The sequence below is a fragment of the Paenibacillus monticola genome (assembly GCF_009664975.1).
Lineage (GTDB): Bacteria > Bacillota > Bacilli > Paenibacillales > Paenibacillaceae > Paenibacillus_AQ > Paenibacillus_AQ monticola.
Map to the genome: position 1 here is coordinate 235,247 of NZ_WJXB01000003.1, position 19,673 is coordinate 254,919.

Below are 19,673 nucleotides of genomic sequence, written 5' to 3' on the forward strand. Positions count from 1 at the left end.
AAAAGAAATGCGCATGCGCATTTCTTCAGGCCAGACTTTTTAATTCTTCGGTCAGATTTCGGAAAGCCAGCTCATCTCCCGCCGCCAGCGCTGTGTCGATCTCCCGGTACAAGATGTCGGTGCGACGCTTTCGCAGCGCTTCATCCCACACCATTTCTGCCGCAAGTCCTAGCATCACTTCATAGGTAGCCTTCATTTTGTCCATTCGATACACCTCCGCTGTTTACATTGTTCTGTATTCCTTCGCCTTTTTCACATAACTCTCTGTCGTACGCGCCATTCGGAGTAAATCCTGCTCTGTTAATTCACGGACCACTTTTGCTGGTGAGCCTAGAGAGAGTGTGTAGGGCGGAATTATTTTGTTCTCGGTTACAATGGAGCCGGCTCCTATTAAAGCATATTCACCAATCTCGGCTCCGTTCAAAACAATTGCGCCCATTCCGATTAATGTACCTCTACCTATCCTGCAACCGTGGATAATCGCTGCATGCCCCACTGTTATATCATCAGCGAGCCAAAGCGGCAAACCCTCAGCAACATGACCTACGGCCCCATCCTGAATATTGCAGCGCTCCCCAATAATAACTGGCGCCAAATCGCCCCGAAGTACGGCATTAAACCAAATGCTGGAGTTCTGTCCTATTCTGACATCTCCTACCAGCTTTGCACCTTCTGCTACGTAAACTGAATCATCAAGCTGTGGTATGTAGTTCCCATAAGCAATTCGCATAAGTTTCTCCCCCTTTACTGCAAAAGCTGCTTCGGAGAGGCTGCCTCTATTCCCCATTGTGTCATCATGGCTACAGGCCCATCAGAAGTCTCACCCAAGCGAAGCATTCCTAGATGCAGCATTATCTTTATTATACGATGCTCTAGAATAGAAGCTGCTTCGTCGTAATAAAATGGCTTAATTAACCAGCCCACTCCATCCACCAATGAGGATACACTCACCCAATCACTGGCACTAATGCTGATCCAATAAACAAGTGATGGAAGATTTGGAATAGCCCCTTTATACAGTCTTAACCAAAAGGAGAATAACTGCATCAGCCTTTCACATTTTCCCTCATTCAGTATAACTACTCCCGCTGTAGTAAGTCTGAGACGATACCCTTCTTCTGATAACCAACGGCGATGACGGGCATAATCGTACAGAAGTGCCAACCTTGGGGGATAATGCTCGCAAGCTCTTCCATATCCAAATCTCCAGCCCCCTTTGCTAAGCGGCATCTCAGGAATATGGAGCGCATTCATTAATCCCTGTTGATACCGCTTATACAGCGCCCCTTCCTGATTCAGCTCCGGTTCATTCTCTTTAACATACCGAAGGAACAATAGGAGATCACTACTCATCAACTCGCCCTCGTTCCGATACATAGAAGGTTCAACACTAAGGGAGACACGCTCCCTGATGTATTGCCCCATCATTTCCCGGAAACGTTCCTTTAAATCTCTCGGTACCTGGAACAAATAACGGGTTTGCTGTGAAGAGCCGCTAAAAAGCCAGCCACTGCTTTTGAATCGAGCCACCAGGTCGCGGTAACTCCCTGACTTTCCCTCTGGAGCATCAAAGGAAGCCTGCCTAGCGGCGGCCAATAAATCTTCAAGACTGAAGTAGCTGCGTTCGTCGAACAATAACGTGTTCAGAAATCGCAATTCTACCGGGGTACATCCCCGGATATGAGACTCCATAAAATTTCTGCTGCCAAGCCTGATCAATATACTCTGGATCAAGTCATGCTTGGAGTTTCGCTTGCATTCACACTGATAGCGTCCCGCAATGGCGGTCAGCTGTCCAATATCCGCATAAGTAAGCATATCCGCCAGATTCATCTTTTATCGCCTCGCCGTTTTACTACCATTATGGGAAATACAGCTCATTTTATTCCCATTTACACAAAAAAAATAACCCGAGTGGACGGGTTAACGCTGATTTTGCAGAATATGGCGAGTACAATTGTACAACAGCGGGTTCCATTCCGGCCCATTCTTCTCCAGAATCGTCAGGGACAAATTACCAAGCCGTTCGGAATACTTATCCTTGAAAAGTGCAATGTACAGTTGAGCCAGAAATCCACCATGAGATACAACCAGTACATTTTGCTGAGGATACTTAGTAGATATATCCTTCATAAACGCTAGTGCACGAAGCTGTAGCTGCTCATCCGTTTCTTGCCCGAGTGACAGTAGATTCCACTCTTTCCCCCACTTCTCTTCCCGTTCTGCAGCAGTAAGCCCTTCAATCTGGCCATATGCGCGTTCCCGAATACGATGATCGGACTCCAGCATTGGAATCCCTAGTTGAGCAGCAATAATCTTCCCTGTCTCTTCCGCTCGCGAAAGACTACTGGTGATACAATAATCCCAGCGGTAGGGCTCCTGCAGAAGCCGGTCTGCCAGCATTTCTGCCTGCTCGCGGCCTTCCATATTTAGTGGAATATCAGTTTGTCCCTGTATTTTCCCCGCCACGTTCCAATCCGTCAGTCCGTGGCGTATTAAGCCGATTAGCATGTTGTATCACCCTTTTCCTTCACGTATTTGTTTCTTAATGTACCATGGATAGATTCAAATGTCTTCTTTTTAAAATGATTATGAAGCCCATTTAATGAATGGTAGGTACCCATTCGTACAAAAAAAGCCCTCTTTACCATGTAGTAAAGGGACTTCGTTATACGATCGGAACGTTCTTACGAGTCGTTAAGATCCGTTTTTTATTGTCTGCGGTAACGATTCAGCCGGACCAGTGAGATCACTGATAAGGCAACTCCAAGCATAGACAATATCATCCAATATTGAGGATGGGTAGGTCCCATACTGACTACTAGTGGCTCAATAATTCCGCCCCCGGATATGTTTTCAGGATATGAGGACTCTAATTCCATAGAGATACCCGCAACACCCGTTTCCACGATTCCACTTTGAGCTACTGTAGTATTTGCAGGCGTCTTAATCATGGTAAAGTATAGAAAACTGGATAAAAAAATCGCCAGAAAGCAGGCAATCCACAAGCTTAATCTGTGGCGAAATATGGCCGATGTTCCGGGAGATTTACCATCACCTGGCATCAGCCAAGGACTTTCCAGATAAATCCGTTCCATGACTCTGATATTTATCAATTCTGCACGCTCTTCGCTGACTTCTTCCTTCATATCCTGCATAAGGTGACTGCTCTCCTGCCACAGCGACAACTCGGCAGTACAAAAAGGGCAACTCTCAATATGCCTTTCTAACAATATCCGCCTAGGATGGGTGGGGGGAGCGTCCCACAAGAGCGGAATACATTCTTGCGCTTCCCTGCAGTTCATTGGCCTTACACCCTCTCAGCCTGCTCTTCAATTACAATCTCAGGCTCATAAAAATAGGATTCGAGTTGCAGCTTCACACTGCTCCTGGCACGAAACAATAGTGATTTCACGGAACTGACACTCTGATCCAAAATCACGGCAATTTCCTGATAATCCATTTGATCATATTCACGTAGAATCAGCGCAGAGCGCTGCTTCTCTGGCAGATTATTAATTGCATCACGAACCAGGTTCATCCGTTCTTTGCGCAGTACAGCCTGCTCAGGAGCCACTTCAATGGGGGCTACAGGAGTATAGCCACTTTCTTCAAGGGATACATTCCCGCCACGATTCTTACGAAGCTCACTAAGCACCGTATTACGGGCGATCGTATACAACCATGTTGAAAAAGATGCATCTACCTCCCGGAACGAATGCAAACTCCGAAATGCCTTATAAAATGTCTCTGAACAGAGATCCTCAGCAATCAGCTCCATATGAGAGTTCTTAAGCATATGGTACACAAAAGCCAATATTTTACGTTGATAGCGACTCATCAATTCTGAGTATAATTCCGTATCGCCTTGTTTGATTTGCTGGATCAATTGGGAATCCGTCATGGTGAGTTCGGCCCTCCTCGCCCTTGCGCGTCTTATCCCGTCCGGTCCGTACTTGTTATTACCGGGCAGGCCTAGAAAAGTTGCGGTGATGTTGCAAATTTAAATCATCTGAAAACGCAGTACTCCTATGTATATTCGCACAACCAACATTTAAGGCATGCTGTATGTTTCATTCCACAAAATATAAAACTATGAATATAGCTAATCTATTGTATCACACATCCGCATAGGATGACATTAATAGACTTCAGCGCAGCAGACTCGTCAGCTGAAATTGACAATTTCATCATAGTTAGCGTAGCTGAATTTTTGCTGAATAAAATATTTGTGATATAACTGTTGACAAAATGTAAACGTATACATATAATAAAAGTACAGTATGGTTTCTCTCCACTCCTATCCAAATACTACACGGTTCCAAGTAATTGTGAACTGTAGCCGCTTATTATGTAAGCGGTCTTTTTTTGTCTATTTTTAGTCTAAAAGACATAAAAAAGCCGGGGCAGACGCCCCGGCTCTACACATATACCGTATAATCGTTGTGCTGCAGCAGGACTTTAGCCAGCTCCATATCCCTCTCCTGACGAAAGGACAAGCGCATGATGCCAGGAACGTCCTCGCGGCTCTCAATAATTTGTACGTTACTAAGATTAATGCCCTGATCCCCTAGTTCTGTTGCAATACGACCGATAATCCCCGGATGATCTGGAACATCGATATGCAGATCGAATAGTGGCGCAATCATGCCTTTACGCCGCTCCGGCAATTGACTGCGGAAGTTGTTCGCTTCATCGAAAGCTTTCTGAATTCCTACACCGTCCTCATTCTCCAGCAAGGAAACAAAAGATGAAACCTCTGTCTTCCAATCCTTTAGCAAACGAAGCATTACCAAACGGTTGTTAAGTAATATATCACGCCAAATAATCGGATCACTGGAGGCTATCCGCGTAATGTCACGAAAGCCACCCGCAGCCAAAGTACTGTATAACGAGTCCGTGTCATCATATGCGCGAATCTGGTTAACGAGTGCCACGGCAATAATATGCGGCAAATGACTGATCGCACCCACAATCTCATCATGACGCTCCGGATCAAGCCGAACGATTTGCGCTCTTGTATGTAGAAGTAAGGACTCTAGAGCATGATAAGCAGCCTCTGGCACTCCCGGAGGAGGCGTCAGCACGTAATAGGCATTCTCGAACAATAATGACGAGGCAGCCTCCACTCCTGAGCGCTCCGAGCCAGCCATTGGATGACCGCCTATAAAGAACACACCAGGAATATCCAGTGAGACCGCACAGGCGGCAATGCTAGCCTTCGTACTGCCAACATCAGTAATAATACAGCCTGGCTTAAGTGGCAGCCTACTGAGCTGCTGGAGATATCCCTCTAGCATCCCTACGGGTACACACAGGAATATATAATCGGCATCCAGTGCCGCTTCCTCTACAGACAGCGTGGCGTGGTCGACCACGCCTCTACTCACATATTTTATGGCTGATTCAGGACGGTGGGCATGGCCTACGACGGTCAGCCCTTCCTTGCCCTTAAAACAAAGGGCCAGTGAGCCTCCGATCAGACCGACACCAAAAATAGCTATTTTTGTCGTCATGTTCTTTGAACTACCTGCCTTCTATAATTTCATTCTGTCTTCAACCAGCTATGCCCGTACCTTTTGCTCTGTAAGCGCCTGCTCAAGTGCTGTTACAAAAGCGTTATTCTGCTCCACAGAACCTACCGTAACACGGATAAAAGTAGGATAAATACGGTGACCTGCTCGTACAATAATCCCTTTACGCAGCAATGAATCGAAGACTTCAATTGCAGACTTACGAACATCTACCATTATGAAATTGCCATGCGCCGGAAAATATTCCAACCCAAGACGTTCGAATTCCCCCTGCAGCTGGATAATACCAGCACTATTAAGGCGGCGACACTCCTGTACATACTCTTGATCATCCAGAGCAGCCAAGGCAGCAACCTGAGAAATACGGGTAGTGTTAAAGGGCTCACGCACCTGATTGATCAGCGTAATGATCTGAGGGCTGGCTACGCCGTAACCAATGCGGAGAGCTGCCAAGCCATAAATTTTGGAGAATGTTCGCAGCACAACGAGATTTGGATAATGCTCTAGTAACTTAATTCCGTCTGAATAAGAAAGATCGGTTACATATTCACAATAGGCTTCATCAAGTACAACCATTACATGAGAAGGTACCGCATTTAGAAAAGTGATCAAAGCCTCTTCCGGGACAATCGTTCCGGTTGGATTATTAGGATTGCAAATCCAGATGATCTTAGTACGGTCGGTGATGCGGGCCAGCATAGCATCCAGATCATGTGTACCATGGGCCAGCGGTACCTCTATTGTAATTGCTCCTTCAATATCGGCGTTGCTCTTATATACGGAGAAAGTCTGGTCAGCCATAATAGTCTCATCACCTGGCAGAAAAAATGCCCGGGTAATCAGCGCAATAATCTCATCAGAGCCGCAGCCAAAAATGATATTATCATTCGTCACACCAAGCTGACTTGCCAGCTTAGAGGTCAGTTCCGTAGCTGAACCGTCTGGATAAAGGGAAAGATTGTCCAGCTCTGCTATAATAGCAGCTCGCACACTCGGTGCTGATCCGTACGGATTCTCATTAGAAGCTAGCTTGATGACTTCACTTAAGCCTAGCTCCCTCTTTACTTCTTCTATAGGCTTCCCTGGCTTATAGACAGGGAGGTTAACTATATTGGGTTTCGGATTCATAAATGACCCTCTCTCTCCATTAATATTAACTTTTATGGTCTTAATTGTGCCACAAATTCACGAATTTGCAACAACCCTTCTTGCCGTGTGGCGGGATTGTCCAGCAGTGGAATCACATCTTCGACTTTGCGGACTATGGCGCTACCCACCACCACCCCATCACATATTTGGGCAAACCGGGCGACCTGTTCACCGGTAGAGATGCCGAAGCCTACTGCCACAGGCAGATCAGTCAACTGACGAACAGATTCAATAAAGGCATCTACTCCCTCATGAAAAGTAGCTCTTTCTCCAGTGACACCCAGTGAGGATACACAATAAATGAATCCGCTGGCACCAGATACGATCTTAGCGATTCGTTCATGAGAGGTCGGTGCGACCAGCGGAATGAGGTTCACTCCAGCTTCACGGCTGCGACGGCGCATCTCCCCAGACTCTTCCACCGGCAGATCAGGAATAATAAGACCGCTAATTTCATGAGAAATCAAGGCTGCAAAGAAAGTATCAAGTCCCATTTGCAGCACCGGATTGTAATAAGTAAACAAGATGAATGGCAGCTCGCTTCCAGCTTGACGGGCCTTTAAGGCTGTCTCCATGCAGGTACGCAAGTGAATGTTCCCCTTCAGCGCCCGTGCGGAGGCTCGTTGTATTACAGGACCATCTGCGAGTGGATCAGAGTAGGGTACACCCAGCTCCAGAATATCAGCACCTGCCGCTTCAAGTTCAGTAATAATGGCAAGTGTAGTCTCAAGATCAGGATCTCCTACCGTAAGGAAGGGGATCAAAGCTGCCCGTCCCTCAGCCTTCAGCTTCCGGAACGTCAGATCCATCCTGTTCATTGTGTCTGTTGTCATTACTTACCCTCTCCTTCCGAATATGCCATAATAGACTCCACGTCTTTATCTCCACGGCCTGACAGACAGATAACAACAATATCATCCTTGGTAAGGTCTTTGGCAATCTTCGCTACATGGGCGATTGCGTGGGCTGATTCAAGCGCAGGAATAATACCCTCCGTTAAGCATAGCAGCTTCAGTGCTGCAAGTGCCTCATCATCTGTAATCGGTACATACTGAGCACGTTTCATATCTTTTAGATAGGAATGCTCCGGACCCACTCCCGGATAGTCCAGACCAGCCGATATAGAATGTGCCTCTGTAACTTGTCCATGTTCGTCCTGCAGCAAATAGCTCATTGAGCCTTGGAATACGCCGTGGCTGCCCTTACTCATCGTTGCTGCATGAAAAGGGGTATCAATACCCTTGCCAGCTGCCTCTACACCGATCATACCGACACTCTCATCCTCCATAAATGGATAGAACATGCCAATAGCATTACTCCCACCACCTACAGCAGCCACGAGCAGATCCGGCAGGCGTCCTTCAGCCTCCAGGAATTGGCGCCGGGTCTCATCTCCGATAACCCGCTGAAAGTTGCGGACCATCATTGGATAAGGATGTGGTCCTACTGCGGAACCCAGGATATAGAACGTATCCTCCACGTTGCTGACCCAGTAGCGAAGTGCTTCATTACCGGCATCCTTCAATGTTCTGGAGCCGGAGGTAACAGGAATAACTTCAGCCCCTAACAACTTCATGCGAAATACATTTAATGCTTGGCGGCGCGTATCCTCTTCGCCCATGAAGACTTTGCATTCCATGCCGAGCAGCGCAGCCACTGTTGCCGTTGCCACGCCGTGCTGGCCGGCTCCTGTCTCGGCGATAACCTTGGTTTTACCCATCCGCTTGGCCAGAATCCCCTGACCAATTGCATTATTGATCTTGTGAGCCCCCGTGTGATTCAAATCTTCACGTTTCAAATAGATCTTGGCTGCTCCGAGGTGCTTACTAAGTCGTTCAGCATAATATAACGGTGTCTCCCGTCCAGAATATTGTTTGAGGAGATAATCTATTTCTTCCTGAAAAGCCGGATCTGCCGAATACTCTCGGTAGGCCTCTTCTAGCTCAATCAGTGCATTCATCAAAGTTTCAGGCACATAGCGGCCTCCGAACGAACCAAAACGTCCATATTGGTCAGGCACTTGTATCATGATTGCTTCACCCTTTCTACGAAAGCTGTCATTTTAACAATATCTTTGATTCCATTACTTTCTACTCCACTGGATACGTCTACGCCATCTGGAGCATAAGCATCCAATAAATCACCTACATTACCGGGATGAAGCCCTCCGGCAACAAATAGCGGCAGTCCATATCTTGCTGCTATTTCCTGATAAGCAGGCAGTTCATCCCAGGCAAAAGTGCGGCCAGAGCCACCGCTCTGAGTAGGGTCGTAGGTATCCAGTAGCAGCGCATCAACAACATCTGCGTAGCTTTCAAAATAACTATATACATCCTCCGCTATATTGTGGTCTTTATCAGCAACAGTAAGTGCTTTCCATACCTGAACCTGCGGAAAAGCCTGTTTGACTTTCTTGCAATAGTCAGGGCTTTCCTGTCCATGCAGCTGAATAACATCTAACGGCACAATGGAGAGCAGCTCTCCCAGCTCTGCCAGATCAGGATTAACAAATACCCCTGCAGCTCGTGGAGCTGCACCAGCCTGCCAATTTACAAACTCAGCCATTAGCTGCGCAGCTCTCTCAGCGGACACTTTACGGCGACTAGGAGCAAAGACAAAACCTATGTAATCCAGTGGTAAGTGTACCATAGATTTTAGCACTTCAACGTCCTGAAGTCCACAGATTTTTACTATCGTCTCAGCCATATTGAACACGTACCTTTCCATCCGCCAGTGGGCCGAGTAGTGTATGAACTGCTTCCTCAACATTGGTCTGGCGCATCAAATATTCTCCGACAAGAACACCCTGTGCTCCTATTGTTCTTAGATAATCAATATCAGTTGGACCTGTAATTCCACTTTCACTTATTACTGGAACATGTTTTGGAATAAGGGCCGCCAGTTCCCCAGTTGTGACCAGTGATGTCTCGAACGTCCGCAAATTGCGGTTATTGATTCCAAGTAATACATTGGGATGCTCGATTGTGCCAGTATTCATTACAGTTGTAAGTTCGCTATGATCATGAACCTCGATTAAAATATCCAGACCCAATGAAGAAGCAGTATCCGTAAAGTAAGACAGTTGAGTTGGTGTCAAAATGGCTGCAATCAGGAGCACCGCGTCCGCACCTAATCTCCGTGCTTCGTAGATCTGTCTCTCGTCAATAATGAAATCTTTGCGCAGCAGTGGAAGGTTTACCACATCCCGTATTTGCTGCAAATATACTCCGCTGCCCTGAAAATAATCCTTATCCGTCAGCACGGATAGGCAATCGGCACCTCCCGCTTCGTAACCTTTGGCAATGGAGATAGGATCAAAATCTGCACGGATCAAACCTTTGGACGGCGAAGCCTTCTTTACTTCCGCGATAAGACCAATATCTCTATTCCGTCGATTCATTAGTGCAGCTCGGAATCCTCTCGTATCTTCCAGAGCTGCTATTTCACGCTCAGCCTGCGCCAGAGAAAACGACTTGCTTAACTCTTCGACCTCTTTAATCTTGGTAGCTACAATCTTATCAAGATACATAACTCAACTCCTCCGTCATCGCTTTGAGCTGATCCAGTTTGGCTAATGCCAGCCCCGAATCCACTGCTGTTCTGGCCTTCTCCACGCCTTCACTCAGCGTATCCGCCAAACCGGCAACATAGATACAGGCTCCCGCATTCGCGAGCACAATGTCGCGATAAGGGTTTATTACTCCTTCAAGCACGGTGGTGATAATCGCGGCATTTTCAGTTGCATCCCCACCCATAACTGCCTCCAGAGAATGCATACTAAGACCAAGATCATGAGGGCTAATCTCATAAGTGGTAACCCGGCCATCCTTCAGTTCGGAGACCAAAGTTGGTGCCGAAATACTGATTTCATCCAGTCCATCCAGACTGCTTACAACCATAGCACGTTTGGAGCCCAGCTCTTTCAGTACATTTGCCACCGTCTCCGTCATATTGCGATCATAGATTCCGAGAAGCTGGCGGTCAGCCCCAGCGGGATTAGTTAGCGGTCCCAGCATGTTGAACACCGTCCGCACTCCGAGCTCGCGGCGTGGCCCAGCTGCATGTTTCATTGACGGATGATAAATTTGTGCGAACAAAAAGCAGATGCCGATGCTATCCAGGCATTGCCGCGCCTGTTCGGCATTCAGATGAATATTTACACCCAGTGCCTCCAGCACATCGGCACTACCTGCTCTGCCGGAAGCCGAACGGTTGCCGTGTTTTGCTACCCGTACAGAAGCCGCAGAGGAAATAATTGCCGACGCAGTAGAGATATTGAACTTGTGGATGCCGGAACCGCCTGTTCCACAAGTGTCCAGCAGACGTGCACTCTCCGTGAGCACATGTGTCCCGAACCCGCGCATCGCTTCGGCAAATCCGGTGATCTCCTCCACAGTTTCCCCTTTGATTCGCAACGCGGTCAGTAGAGATCCGATTTGCGCAGGCGTGGCCGCGCCTTCCATAATAGCGCCCATTATCCCCCGGGCCTCAGCACGGGTAAGATTCTCGCCTTTTATCAGCCCGGCGATTCCTGATTGTAATAATCTCATTGCGTCCATTTTTTGTCCTCCCTAAAGTTTTGTGAGCGATACTTCATGGATCTACTTCGTACAAAGCTCGCTTCGAAAGCATATACCTAGTTTTGTTAGCATCGGCATCACTGTTTGGCTTCGTACAAAACTCGCTTCGAAAGCATATGCTTAGTTTTGTTAGCGATACTTCATGGATTTACTTCATACAAAACTCGCTTCGAAAGCATACGCTTAGTTTTGTTAGCGATATTTTCATTTAGGTGTGTATTCAAACATATAATCCTGATTGATCACTTGCTTCTCTTTCACCTCGGGCGGGAACATCGCTTCGGCCATTCGAATGGCTTTTAGCATGGCCTTCGCCTTGTTAACCGTTTCTTCATACTCCTTCTCCGGAACCGAATCCCAGACAATTCCTGCTCCTGCCTGCACATAGGCACGGCCTTTACGGAAAATAATCGTGCGGATCGTAATGCACGAATCCATATTTCCGGAGAAGCCAAGGTAACCAATCGCTCCGGCGTAGGCACCGCGGGCTTCTTTTTCCAACTCAGCAATGATTTCCATCGCCCGCAGCTTGGGTGCACCGGATACGGTCCCGGCAGGCATGCAGGATAAGAAGGCATCAAAGAAATCCTTATCTTCGCTCAAGGTACCCGACACATTCGACACAATGTGCATGACATGCGAGTATCTTTCAATCTCCATAAAAGAATCACATTTTACAGTTCCGAACTTCGAGACACGTCCGAGGTCGTTGCGTCCGAGATCGACCAGCATCAAATGCTCAGCGCGTTCTTTTTCATCCTCCAAAAGCTCGAATCCAAGAGCCCGATCCAAAGCCTCATTCTCACCCCGGGGGCGAGTGCCCGCAATGGGCCGTGTCTCTACACGGTTGCCATCCACTTTTACCAGTGCTTCCGGTGATGTACCAACAATAATCTCCTCGTCCATTTTCAGATAATACATATAAGGTGATGGATTGAGCGTACGCAGCAGTCGGTACACATGCAGTGGGGATACTTCGGTATCAATATGAAGACGCTGTGACAGTACAACCTGAAAAATATCACCCGCCCGAATGTATTCCTTAGCCTGCTCCACATTGCTAATATATTGTTCCTTGGTCAGGTTGGACTGAATTTCCCCAAGCTCGATATCCTGCGGAATGCTGCGCCGGTTGACGTTCTCCTTCGGACCTTCCTTTTGCAAATCTTCGGCCATATCCATAAGCTTTTGGCTCAGTTCTTCGTAATTCTCCCGAATATCGGAATCTGTATCGCCATCTTTAATATGCAGATTGCCGATGAGCAGAATTTGCTGCTTCACATGGTCAAATACAATAATGCGGTCACAGAACATAAAGCGGATATCATCCATTTGTAGATCATCTTTAACATGCGGGGACAGCTTTTCGTAATATTGCAGGAGATCATATCCGAAGAATCCGATAGCTCCGCCAGTGAATGGCGGCATCTCATCCAACTTAGGACTGCGGTAGGAACGTAGCAGTGCTTTAAGCTCTTCAATGGGTTTTCCGTGCAGCCTTCTTTTCTCTCCGCCGACTTCGACATTAATAACACCTTTTTTGCCGGAAATCATCAGAAAGGGATCACTGCCTATAAAGGAATACCGGGCCCACTGTATACCACCCTCCACACTCTCAAGCAAAAAGGCACGGTCGTGCTCAGCGAAGCGCTGGAAGATGCGAATAGGTGTCTCCATATCAGCAAGCAGCCGTGTTACGACAGGAATCAGATTATATTCCCGGGATAATGAGAGCACTTGTTCAACACTCGGATTAGTCATTTAAAGTACCTCCTTAGGATATGTTGATGGGGTCCGAAATACAGAAAAAACCTCCACCGAAGTAGAGGTTTATGTAAGCAAGTATTATGGAAAAGAGCAAAGGAACGGCTTCGTTACCAAATATTCTGCAGATTTATCCCTTAGTAAGATGTACCGGTAGCGTAAATATCATACCGCACATATCAAAAAAAGAATCTGCACAAATGTATACGATAGCTGCTTCTACTTAAAAAATCTCTGCGCTCTGCTCAACTATACTCATCTCAGCTAAACTAATTTCTACTTTACTCGGCTAATTACACTATACATGAAGACTGGAGTCATTGACAACCCCGCCTGCTAATTTATGACTTGCTCTGTGATAAATCAGGACGAAGCTTCTTGGCTTCATTCAAATAGATATGGCGGATTTCCTTTTGTGTCTTATTCGTATTGACTTGCACCATCAAACGGATGCACTGGGGCAGACTGCCTTTGACCGGAATCTCAACGGAGCACATCAGTGGCACCATTTCCCAGCCCTCAATCTCACGGATAGCTCTGGCAGGAAAAGTAGCATCCAAATCCGTAGTCATTGTGATCCAGACACTACAAATATCTTCGGCAATAACATCATTATGCTCGACAATTTCCCGCAGCAGTAGAACGGTTTCACGTAGAATCTCTGTTTCTTCGTTATGATTGACGGTTGTTGCTCCGCGAATTCCCCGGTTTACCACGGGCTTCCCTCCTTCTTAAGCTGTGCGATTACTTCACGTACAAGCGATGCCTGTACATCATTCACGATACTTACAGAACCAATGGCATCCGGCACGATGAAGGTCATCTTACCTTCCTTGAATTTCTTATCATGCATCATCGCTTCCATCAACTCATCCTCATCATAGTGCGCTGGCAGTCTTACTGGCAGTGATAGCGCAGAGAGCATGGATACCGTTTCTTCATAAATAGATTTGTCCCGGCCCAACTTAGCAGCCAGCAGAGCAGATCCCGCCATTCCGATAGAGATCGCTTCCCCGTGCAGGAGCACACCATACCCGCCTACTGCTTCAATCGCATGACCGATGGTATGACCCAGGTTAAGTATCGCACGCACGCCTTGCTCCCGCTCATCGTTTCTAATCACGTCAGCCTTGATCGAACAGCCTCGCTCCAGCGCGTAGCCTAGAACCTCAAGATTCAGACCTAGCAGTTCTGCAGCATGCTCACGGCACCAGTAAGCAAATTCCTTATCCAGAATAAGGCCATGCTTCACTACTTCAGCAAGCCCCGAAGAGACTTGTCGTGGAGGCAAGGTTAAAAGAGTATTGAGATCGTACAATACCATAGATGGTTGATAAAAGGCGCCGATCATATTTTTGGCAAGGGGATGATTCACAGCTACTTTACCGCCTACACTGCTGTCATGCGCAAGAATGGTTGTCGGAATTTGCATAAAGCCTATTCCCCGCATATAACTAGCGGCTACGAAGCCGGCCAAATCTCCGACAACACCGCCACCTAGTGCCAATACTGCCGAATGACGATCCAGACCGGCCTGAATCGCTGTTGTCATCACTTCCTCATACACGGTCAGGGATTTGGAAGCTTCACCTGCTGGAATAACGTGGCTATATACCGTATAACCCTTCTGTTGCAGAGCAGCTTCAAGGGCCGGTAAATAACGCGGAGCTACTTCAGTGTCACTGACAACTAGCAACGAACTTCGAACTGGAAAACCGGCTTCAACACACCGTTCGCCAATATTCTGCAGCAGCCCACTGCCAATATGGATAGGATAGGAACGATCGCCAAAATCTACTTTTATACTTCGCATAATTAGTAGCTCTCCAATTGTGAATGATAATTGTCGTAATTAGCTTTGATCTCTTCCATAGAATCACCGCCAAATTTGTCCAGAAATGCCTTGGCTATTTCCCAAGCCACCACATTCTCCAGCACAACACAGGCGGCTGGGACTGCACAAGCATCTGAACGTTCTACCTGCGCTGTAAACGGTTCTTTAGTATCAATATCAATACTTTGAAGCGGTTTGTAGAGCGTTGGGATTGGCTTCATTACCGCCCGGATAACAGCAGGCATTCCATTGGTCATGCCCCCTTCAAAACCGCCGAGCCGGTTGCTCCCCCGGTAGTACCCTTGAGCAGCATCATACATGATCTCGTCATGGACCTGAGAGCCGCGCAGTCTACCGGCTTCGAATCCGATGCCGATCTCTACACCTTTGAATGCATTAATGGACATGACAGCTCCAGCAATTGCTCCATCCAGCTTCCGGTCAGATTGCACATAGCTGCCGAGTCCGATCGGCAAACCTTCAACGATACATTCTACAATCCCGCCAATGGAGTCGCCTTCCTCCTTGATCTTGTCTATGTAAGACTCCATCTTCAATTCCGTCTCTTTGTCGACGACTCGGACAGAGGATTGCTCAGTTATCTCAATTAACTCATCGATAGGCAGGTTGTTTGCAGGCGCTTCTATCTCACCAATACGGATTACTTGGCCCGCTATTTTCACGCCAAAGGCTTCCAATAGTTGTCTAGCCACAGCACCGCAAGCAACTCTTGCCGCCGTTTCGCGAGCACTGGAACGTTCCAGAACATTACGAAGATCGGTAAGATTGTACTTCAGTCCGCCATTCAAATCTGCGTGTCCTGGACGCGGCCGGTTTACACGGCGCTTCTCTTCATCACCGCCTGGGATCGGTTCAATATTCATAATGGTCTTCCAGTGTGTCCAATCCTTGTTCTCTACCACAAGGGCAACTGGAGCACCTGTCGTAAAGCCATGCCGCACACCACCAACAATTTGTGCCGTATCTTTCTCAATTTGCATCCGGCGTCCTCGTCCATACCCTTTTTGCCGACGTTGCAGCTGAAAATTTAATTCTTCGAAATTCAGTGTCAAATTACTAGGCAGTCCTTCAATAATAGCCGTAAGCTGGGGTCCGTGCGTTTCCCCCGCTGTTAAATAGCGTAAACTCATCTGCGTTCCCCCTTCACACTTTCAAACTGTAAACCGCTAAAATGTTAAATGTCTTTGCTCATTATAGTATAGGGAATCCGCTTTGACAAGAAAGGGATACTGCTGGAATGACTCCTGTTCCATCCTAATAGAAAAGGCGTCGCCTATACTCTTGCGAGTATAAGTGACGCCGCTGTGGATCCCGTCTGGAGCCTATTTCAGCTTCCGATGCGCTGACCTGACTGAGGAAAAGCAAGCCTGTTCTCCTCGAGCTGCACCAGTCGCTTCAGCTGTACATCCTCCACACCGAGAATTTGTCCGCACTCACGGAAGGTAATGAAACCGCGTCTGTATGCGGATATAACCTTGCTTTTGTCCATCGGATATACTTTCCTTTCGCTTAAGCTACGGATACTATTATCCAGTATCACTGTAAAGAGGCAAAAATATACATCCAGATCAGAAGCACAAAATAGTAAGATAAGCTTATTTTTTACGGTAGAAGAAAGTCTCCGTTGATTCAAATCCATATTGTGCTGGAGTGAAAATCTGCTCCGTGCTGCCTACAAACAAATATCCACCCGGACGTAAACTAGCCGCAAACTTGTGATACAGCTTGTTCTTGGCCTCTTCCGTAAAATAGATCATCACATTGCGGCAAATGATAAGGTCAAAGCCATCATCGAATGTATCAAGTAGTAAATTCTGCTTGCGAAAATCAATATTTTTCTTCAGCGCTTCACTAACCTTGAGCACCGGACCCTCTGGAGTAAAATAACGAGCGGCCACGTCCTTAGGCACATCTTTCAAGGATCGTTCCAGGTACAGACCCTGCTTCGCTTTAGCCAAAGCCCCATCATCAATATCCGTAGCAAGAATGCCCGTCTTCGATAAGATATCCTTGTCAGACAAAATCATAGCTAGCGTATAAGGCTCTTCTCCCGTGGAACATGCTGCGCTCCAAAGCTTCAACTTGCGGCCTGTCCGCTGCAAATCTGGCAAAATAGTATCCCGAAGCACTTCCCAGCGATTTGGATTACGCCAAAATTCCGAGACATTTATCGTCATCCGGTCTAAAAACTCATAAAATAATGGCTTCTCCTTCATCATTGCAGCAAAAAAATCGCTAAAGGTTTGAAATCCGTTCTTCGTACGAAGAGTAGTCAGACGACGCTTCATCTGAGCCTCTTTGTACTGGGCTAAGTCAATTCCAGTACTCTTCTTGATGTTATTAATGAATCCTGTATAATCAGGATCTGCTGTTATTGTCGCATCTTCACGTTCAGACATAACTTCCCCCTGCCTTCTGCCCAGAACTACAACCAGGCTGCGATATCTTTGTTATATTTCGCCAGTTCATCCGCTGCAAAGAAATTAAAAATTTCCCGCTCCGCACTTTCTGGCGAGTCTGACCCATGGATCAGGTTGAGCGGTGTATGACTGGCGAAATCGCCGCGAATCGTACCTGGAAGAGCTTCTCCAACCCTTGTCTTGCCAATGAGTAGGCGGGATAAAGCCACAACATCATCGCCTTCCCATACCATAGCAAATACAGGACCAGAGGTTATAAAGGTAACCAGATTGGGGAAGAAATCCTTGCCCGCATGTTCCGCATAATGCTTCTTTGCCTGCTCGTCAGTTACAGTAATGAGCTTGGCAGCGACCAGCTTGAATCCCTTATCCTCCAGGCGTGAAACAATGCGCCCGATTAGTCCACGCTGAACACCGTCCGGTTTGATCATTAGATACGTTTGTTCCATTGGGCACTCTCCAATTCCACAAAAGATGCAGGTAGTATATACTTTCTGATATTATCAGAAACATTGCTTTATGGGAACGCTTAATATTCTGTCTTAATAGGCTCTGCCAGTGACAAAGAAAGCAATGTCCCGCAGATTGCGTTTAGTTCTACTATTGGGCAGCTGATCAAGTGCGTTAAGTGCTTTGGCAATATAGCGTGAAGCTAGCTCCTCGGCGCGCAAGATGCCTTCTCCGGACAGAATCAGATCAATGGCCCGTCCCACACTGCTGTGGCCTTCACGGATAGAAGAAATCTCATCCAGAAGCGATGCACGCAACCTATCATCCTCAAGCGTATAAATAACGGGAAGAGTGATGTTGCCCTGACGCATATCACTACCCGGTGGTTTTCCAATCTGTTTTTCCGTCCCAGAAAGATCGAGCAGATCATCACGGATCTGAAACGCCATGCCGACGTTATATCCGTAATTGTAGAGCAGCCGTGCCGACTCGGGCTCAGCATCAGCGGCTAGCGCACCCAGTTGGCAGCTAACAGCGATCAAAAGCGCCGTTTTGCGGCGAATACGCTCCAGATAATGGCGCACACTTTGCTCTGTATTGAAGAAATCACGAATCTGCTCCATCTCTCCGATAGACATTTCCACCATTGCTTTAGACAATATTTGATGAATACGTGGATTTTTCAGCTCTGTAGTCATAATTAGTGCCTTAGCATATATGTAATCTCCTGTGTACATGGCAATTTTATCGCCCCACTTCGCCTTCACCGTCAATTCACCACGCCGCAGTTCAGCGTCATCAATGACATCATCATGAACAAGCGAAGCACTGTGAATCAACTCAAGGGGTACAGCAATACACTTCAGCTTCTCCAGATCATACCGCCCAAATTTGCCACCCATGAGTACAAATATAGGACGCAGTCTTTTCCCACCTGCCTTCAGCAGATGCATTGAGGTCTCAGTCAGCAGATCGTCATCACCCTGTACGCTGCGGTACAGCTCTTTTTCGATCTGATCCATATCATTATTCAGCAAACCGAATAGTTGCAGTCGTTTCATTCCTTCACCCGTGTCAACAGATTATGACTCCAAAGCTCCATTTTCACTTCCTGCGGCAGCAGGCCCATCTCATAGGCATAGCGAAAATAGAGGTTTAGACCCTTCTGCTGCCTTTCTCCAAAATCATAAATCAAGTTGCGAAAATATCCATTCCAGTAGGATTCCGTACCACCGATTGTATAGCATGCTTCACGGACAATAGGAGACAAATTACGTAAACCCTCCTTCTTGCTATCCGCAAAAGCTTCGGCAATCTCTAGTATCGCTTCTGGCTTGGTTCTGGCCGCATCCCTGTTTACTGCCCAAACGGCAAAGGTCATGCCTAAGCCAGTCCATTCATTCCAAAGCTGGCCCAGATCGGTAACGATATATCCCTGATCCTGCCAAGAGGCTCTAATCGCATTATCCCCAATCAGCAGACATGCATCTGCATGCTCCATCATGACATCCAGATCAGGGGCAGCGCTGATATACTCCGGTTTGTTGCCAAAAGCCTTCTCCATCAGAATCTTTAACAAATTTACCGAGGTAGCAGAAGTATTAGTTACGGCTATCGTTCCACTGCCAATCTGCGCAATCGGCACTCGGGAGAACAACATAATCGAGTTTACTGGGCCGTCTGAACTGACAGATAAATCAGGCAGCAACAATAATCTGTCACTAGCTTCACCATATGCAAATGAAGATAATGCACCCACATGAATGGTTCCCTGACTCATACCCTGATTAAGAATGGCAGGCACTTCACTTACCATCTCTGCAGGAATCTTCAGAGCAGAGGGATGGAAATTGTGAAATACCGGCCATGAATTGGTATAACTGATTTTACCGATAACGGTATGCCCGTTACTGTTCATTCC

Annotated in this window: 22 protein-coding genes; all 22 read right to left on the minus strand. The window is 47.1% G+C overall.

Going from position 1 to position 19,673, the window contains the following annotated elements:
• Window positions 1-25 precede the first annotated feature (25 nt).
• Complete coding sequence (locus GJB61_RS10170) at window positions 26-205, minus strand: IDEAL domain-containing protein (RefSeq protein WP_154118405.1); 180 nt, start codon at window positions 203-205, stop codon at window positions 26-28.
• 18 nt (window positions 206-223) lie between these two features.
• Window positions 224-730: a gamma carbonic anhydrase family protein gene (locus GJB61_RS10175; protein ID WP_154118406.1), complete on the minus strand. Its 507-nt coding sequence runs from the start codon at window positions 728-730 to the stop codon at window positions 224-226.
• A 14-nt stretch (window positions 731-744) separates the two neighbouring features.
• Complete coding sequence (locus GJB61_RS10180) at window positions 745-1,833, minus strand: hypothetical protein (protein WP_154118407.1); 1,089 nt, start codon at window positions 1,831-1,833, stop codon at window positions 745-747.
• A gap of 90 nt (window positions 1,834-1,923) precedes the next feature.
• A complete protein-coding gene (locus GJB61_RS10185) occupies window positions 1,924-2,511 on the minus strand; it encodes a histidine phosphatase family protein (RefSeq protein ID WP_154118408.1) in 588 nt (195 codons plus the stop codon).
• 200 nt (window positions 2,512-2,711) lie between these two features.
• Window positions 2,712-3,158 carry an anti-sigma factor gene (locus tag GJB61_RS10190; RefSeq protein ID WP_154118409.1) on the minus strand — a complete coding sequence of 149 codons (447 nt, stop codon included), beginning with the start codon at window positions 3,156-3,158 and terminating at the stop codon, window positions 2,712-2,714.
• Window positions 3,159-3,310: 152 nt separating this feature from the next.
• Window positions 3,311-3,904 (minus strand): RNA polymerase sigma factor, encoded by a 594-nt coding sequence (locus tag GJB61_RS10195; RefSeq protein ID WP_154118410.1) that lies wholly within the window; start codon window positions 3,902-3,904, stop codon window positions 3,311-3,313.
• 517 nt (window positions 3,905-4,421) lie between these two features.
• On the minus strand, window positions 4,422-5,516 hold the full coding sequence (locus GJB61_RS10200) for a prephenate dehydrogenase (protein ID WP_154118411.1): 1,095 nt from the start codon (window positions 5,514-5,516) through the stop codon (window positions 4,422-4,424).
• A 48-nt stretch (window positions 5,517-5,564) separates the two neighbouring features.
• A complete protein-coding gene (hisC, locus tag GJB61_RS10205; protein WP_154118412.1) occupies window positions 5,565-6,662 on the minus strand; it encodes a histidinol-phosphate transaminase in 1,098 nt (365 codons plus the stop codon).
• A 32-nt stretch (window positions 6,663-6,694) separates the two neighbouring features.
• Window positions 6,695-7,501, minus strand: a complete 807-nt coding sequence (trpA, locus tag GJB61_RS10210) for a tryptophan synthase subunit alpha (protein WP_154118836.1) — start codon at window positions 7,499-7,501, stop codon at window positions 6,695-6,697.
• Between the two features lie 14 nt (window positions 7,502-7,515).
• Window positions 7,516-8,712 carry a tryptophan synthase subunit beta gene (gene trpB / locus GJB61_RS10215; RefSeq protein ID WP_154118413.1) on the minus strand — a complete coding sequence of 399 codons (1,197 nt, stop codon included), beginning with the start codon at window positions 8,710-8,712 and terminating at the stop codon, window positions 7,516-7,518.
• Entirely contained in the window at window positions 8,709-9,389 is a 681-nt protein-coding gene (locus tag GJB61_RS10220; RefSeq protein ID WP_154118414.1) for a phosphoribosylanthranilate isomerase, read from the minus strand. The genes trpB and GJB61_RS10220 overlap by 4 nt, the downstream gene beginning before the upstream one ends.
• Complete coding sequence (gene trpC / locus GJB61_RS10225) at window positions 9,382-10,212, minus strand: indole-3-glycerol phosphate synthase TrpC (protein WP_154118415.1); 831 nt, start codon at window positions 10,210-10,212, stop codon at window positions 9,382-9,384. Before trpC ends, GJB61_RS10220 begins: the two co-directional genes overlap by 8 nt.
• On the minus strand, window positions 10,202-11,242 hold the full coding sequence (trpD, locus tag GJB61_RS10230) for an anthranilate phosphoribosyltransferase (protein ID WP_154118416.1): 1,041 nt from the start codon (window positions 11,240-11,242) through the stop codon (window positions 10,202-10,204). Before trpD ends, trpC begins: the two co-directional genes overlap by 11 nt.
• A gap of 225 nt (window positions 11,243-11,467) precedes the next feature.
• Entirely contained in the window at window positions 11,468-13,024 is a 1,557-nt protein-coding gene (trpE, locus tag GJB61_RS10235) for an anthranilate synthase component I (RefSeq protein ID WP_154118417.1), read from the minus strand.
• A 344-nt stretch (window positions 13,025-13,368) separates the two neighbouring features.
• A complete protein-coding gene (aroH, locus tag GJB61_RS10240) occupies window positions 13,369-13,743 on the minus strand; it encodes a chorismate mutase (RefSeq protein WP_338115739.1) in 375 nt (124 codons plus the stop codon).
• Window positions 13,737-14,840, minus strand: a complete 1,104-nt coding sequence (gene aroB / locus GJB61_RS10245; RefSeq protein ID WP_154118418.1) for a 3-dehydroquinate synthase — start codon at window positions 14,838-14,840, stop codon at window positions 13,737-13,739. Before aroB ends, aroH begins: the two co-directional genes overlap by 7 nt.
• Before the next feature lie 2 nt (window positions 14,841-14,842).
• On the minus strand, window positions 14,843-16,012 hold the full coding sequence (aroC, locus tag GJB61_RS10250; RefSeq protein ID WP_154118419.1) for a chorismate synthase: 1,170 nt from the start codon (window positions 16,010-16,012) through the stop codon (window positions 14,843-14,845).
• 197 nt (window positions 16,013-16,209) lie between these two features.
• Complete coding sequence (locus tag GJB61_RS31170; protein ID WP_195724300.1) at window positions 16,210-16,371, minus strand: hypothetical protein; 162 nt, start codon at window positions 16,369-16,371, stop codon at window positions 16,210-16,212.
• A 106-nt stretch (window positions 16,372-16,477) separates the two neighbouring features.
• Window positions 16,478-17,281: a CheR family methyltransferase gene (locus GJB61_RS10255; RefSeq protein WP_154118420.1), complete on the minus strand. Its 804-nt coding sequence runs from the start codon at window positions 17,279-17,281 to the stop codon at window positions 16,478-16,480.
• Window positions 17,282-17,307: 26 nt separating this feature from the next.
• Window positions 17,308-17,751, minus strand: a complete 444-nt coding sequence (gene ndk / locus GJB61_RS10260; RefSeq protein ID WP_154118421.1) for a nucleoside-diphosphate kinase — start codon at window positions 17,749-17,751, stop codon at window positions 17,308-17,310.
• Between the two features lie 93 nt (window positions 17,752-17,844).
• A complete protein-coding gene (locus GJB61_RS10265) occupies window positions 17,845-18,813 on the minus strand; it encodes a polyprenyl synthetase family protein (RefSeq protein WP_154118422.1) in 969 nt (322 codons plus the stop codon).
• Window positions 18,810-19,670: a menaquinone biosynthetic enzyme MqnA/MqnD family protein gene (locus tag GJB61_RS10270; protein ID WP_154118423.1), complete on the minus strand. Its 861-nt coding sequence runs from the start codon at window positions 19,668-19,670 to the stop codon at window positions 18,810-18,812. Before GJB61_RS10270 ends, GJB61_RS10265 begins: the two co-directional genes overlap by 4 nt.
• Between the last annotated feature and the right edge of the window lie 3 nt (window positions 19,671-19,673).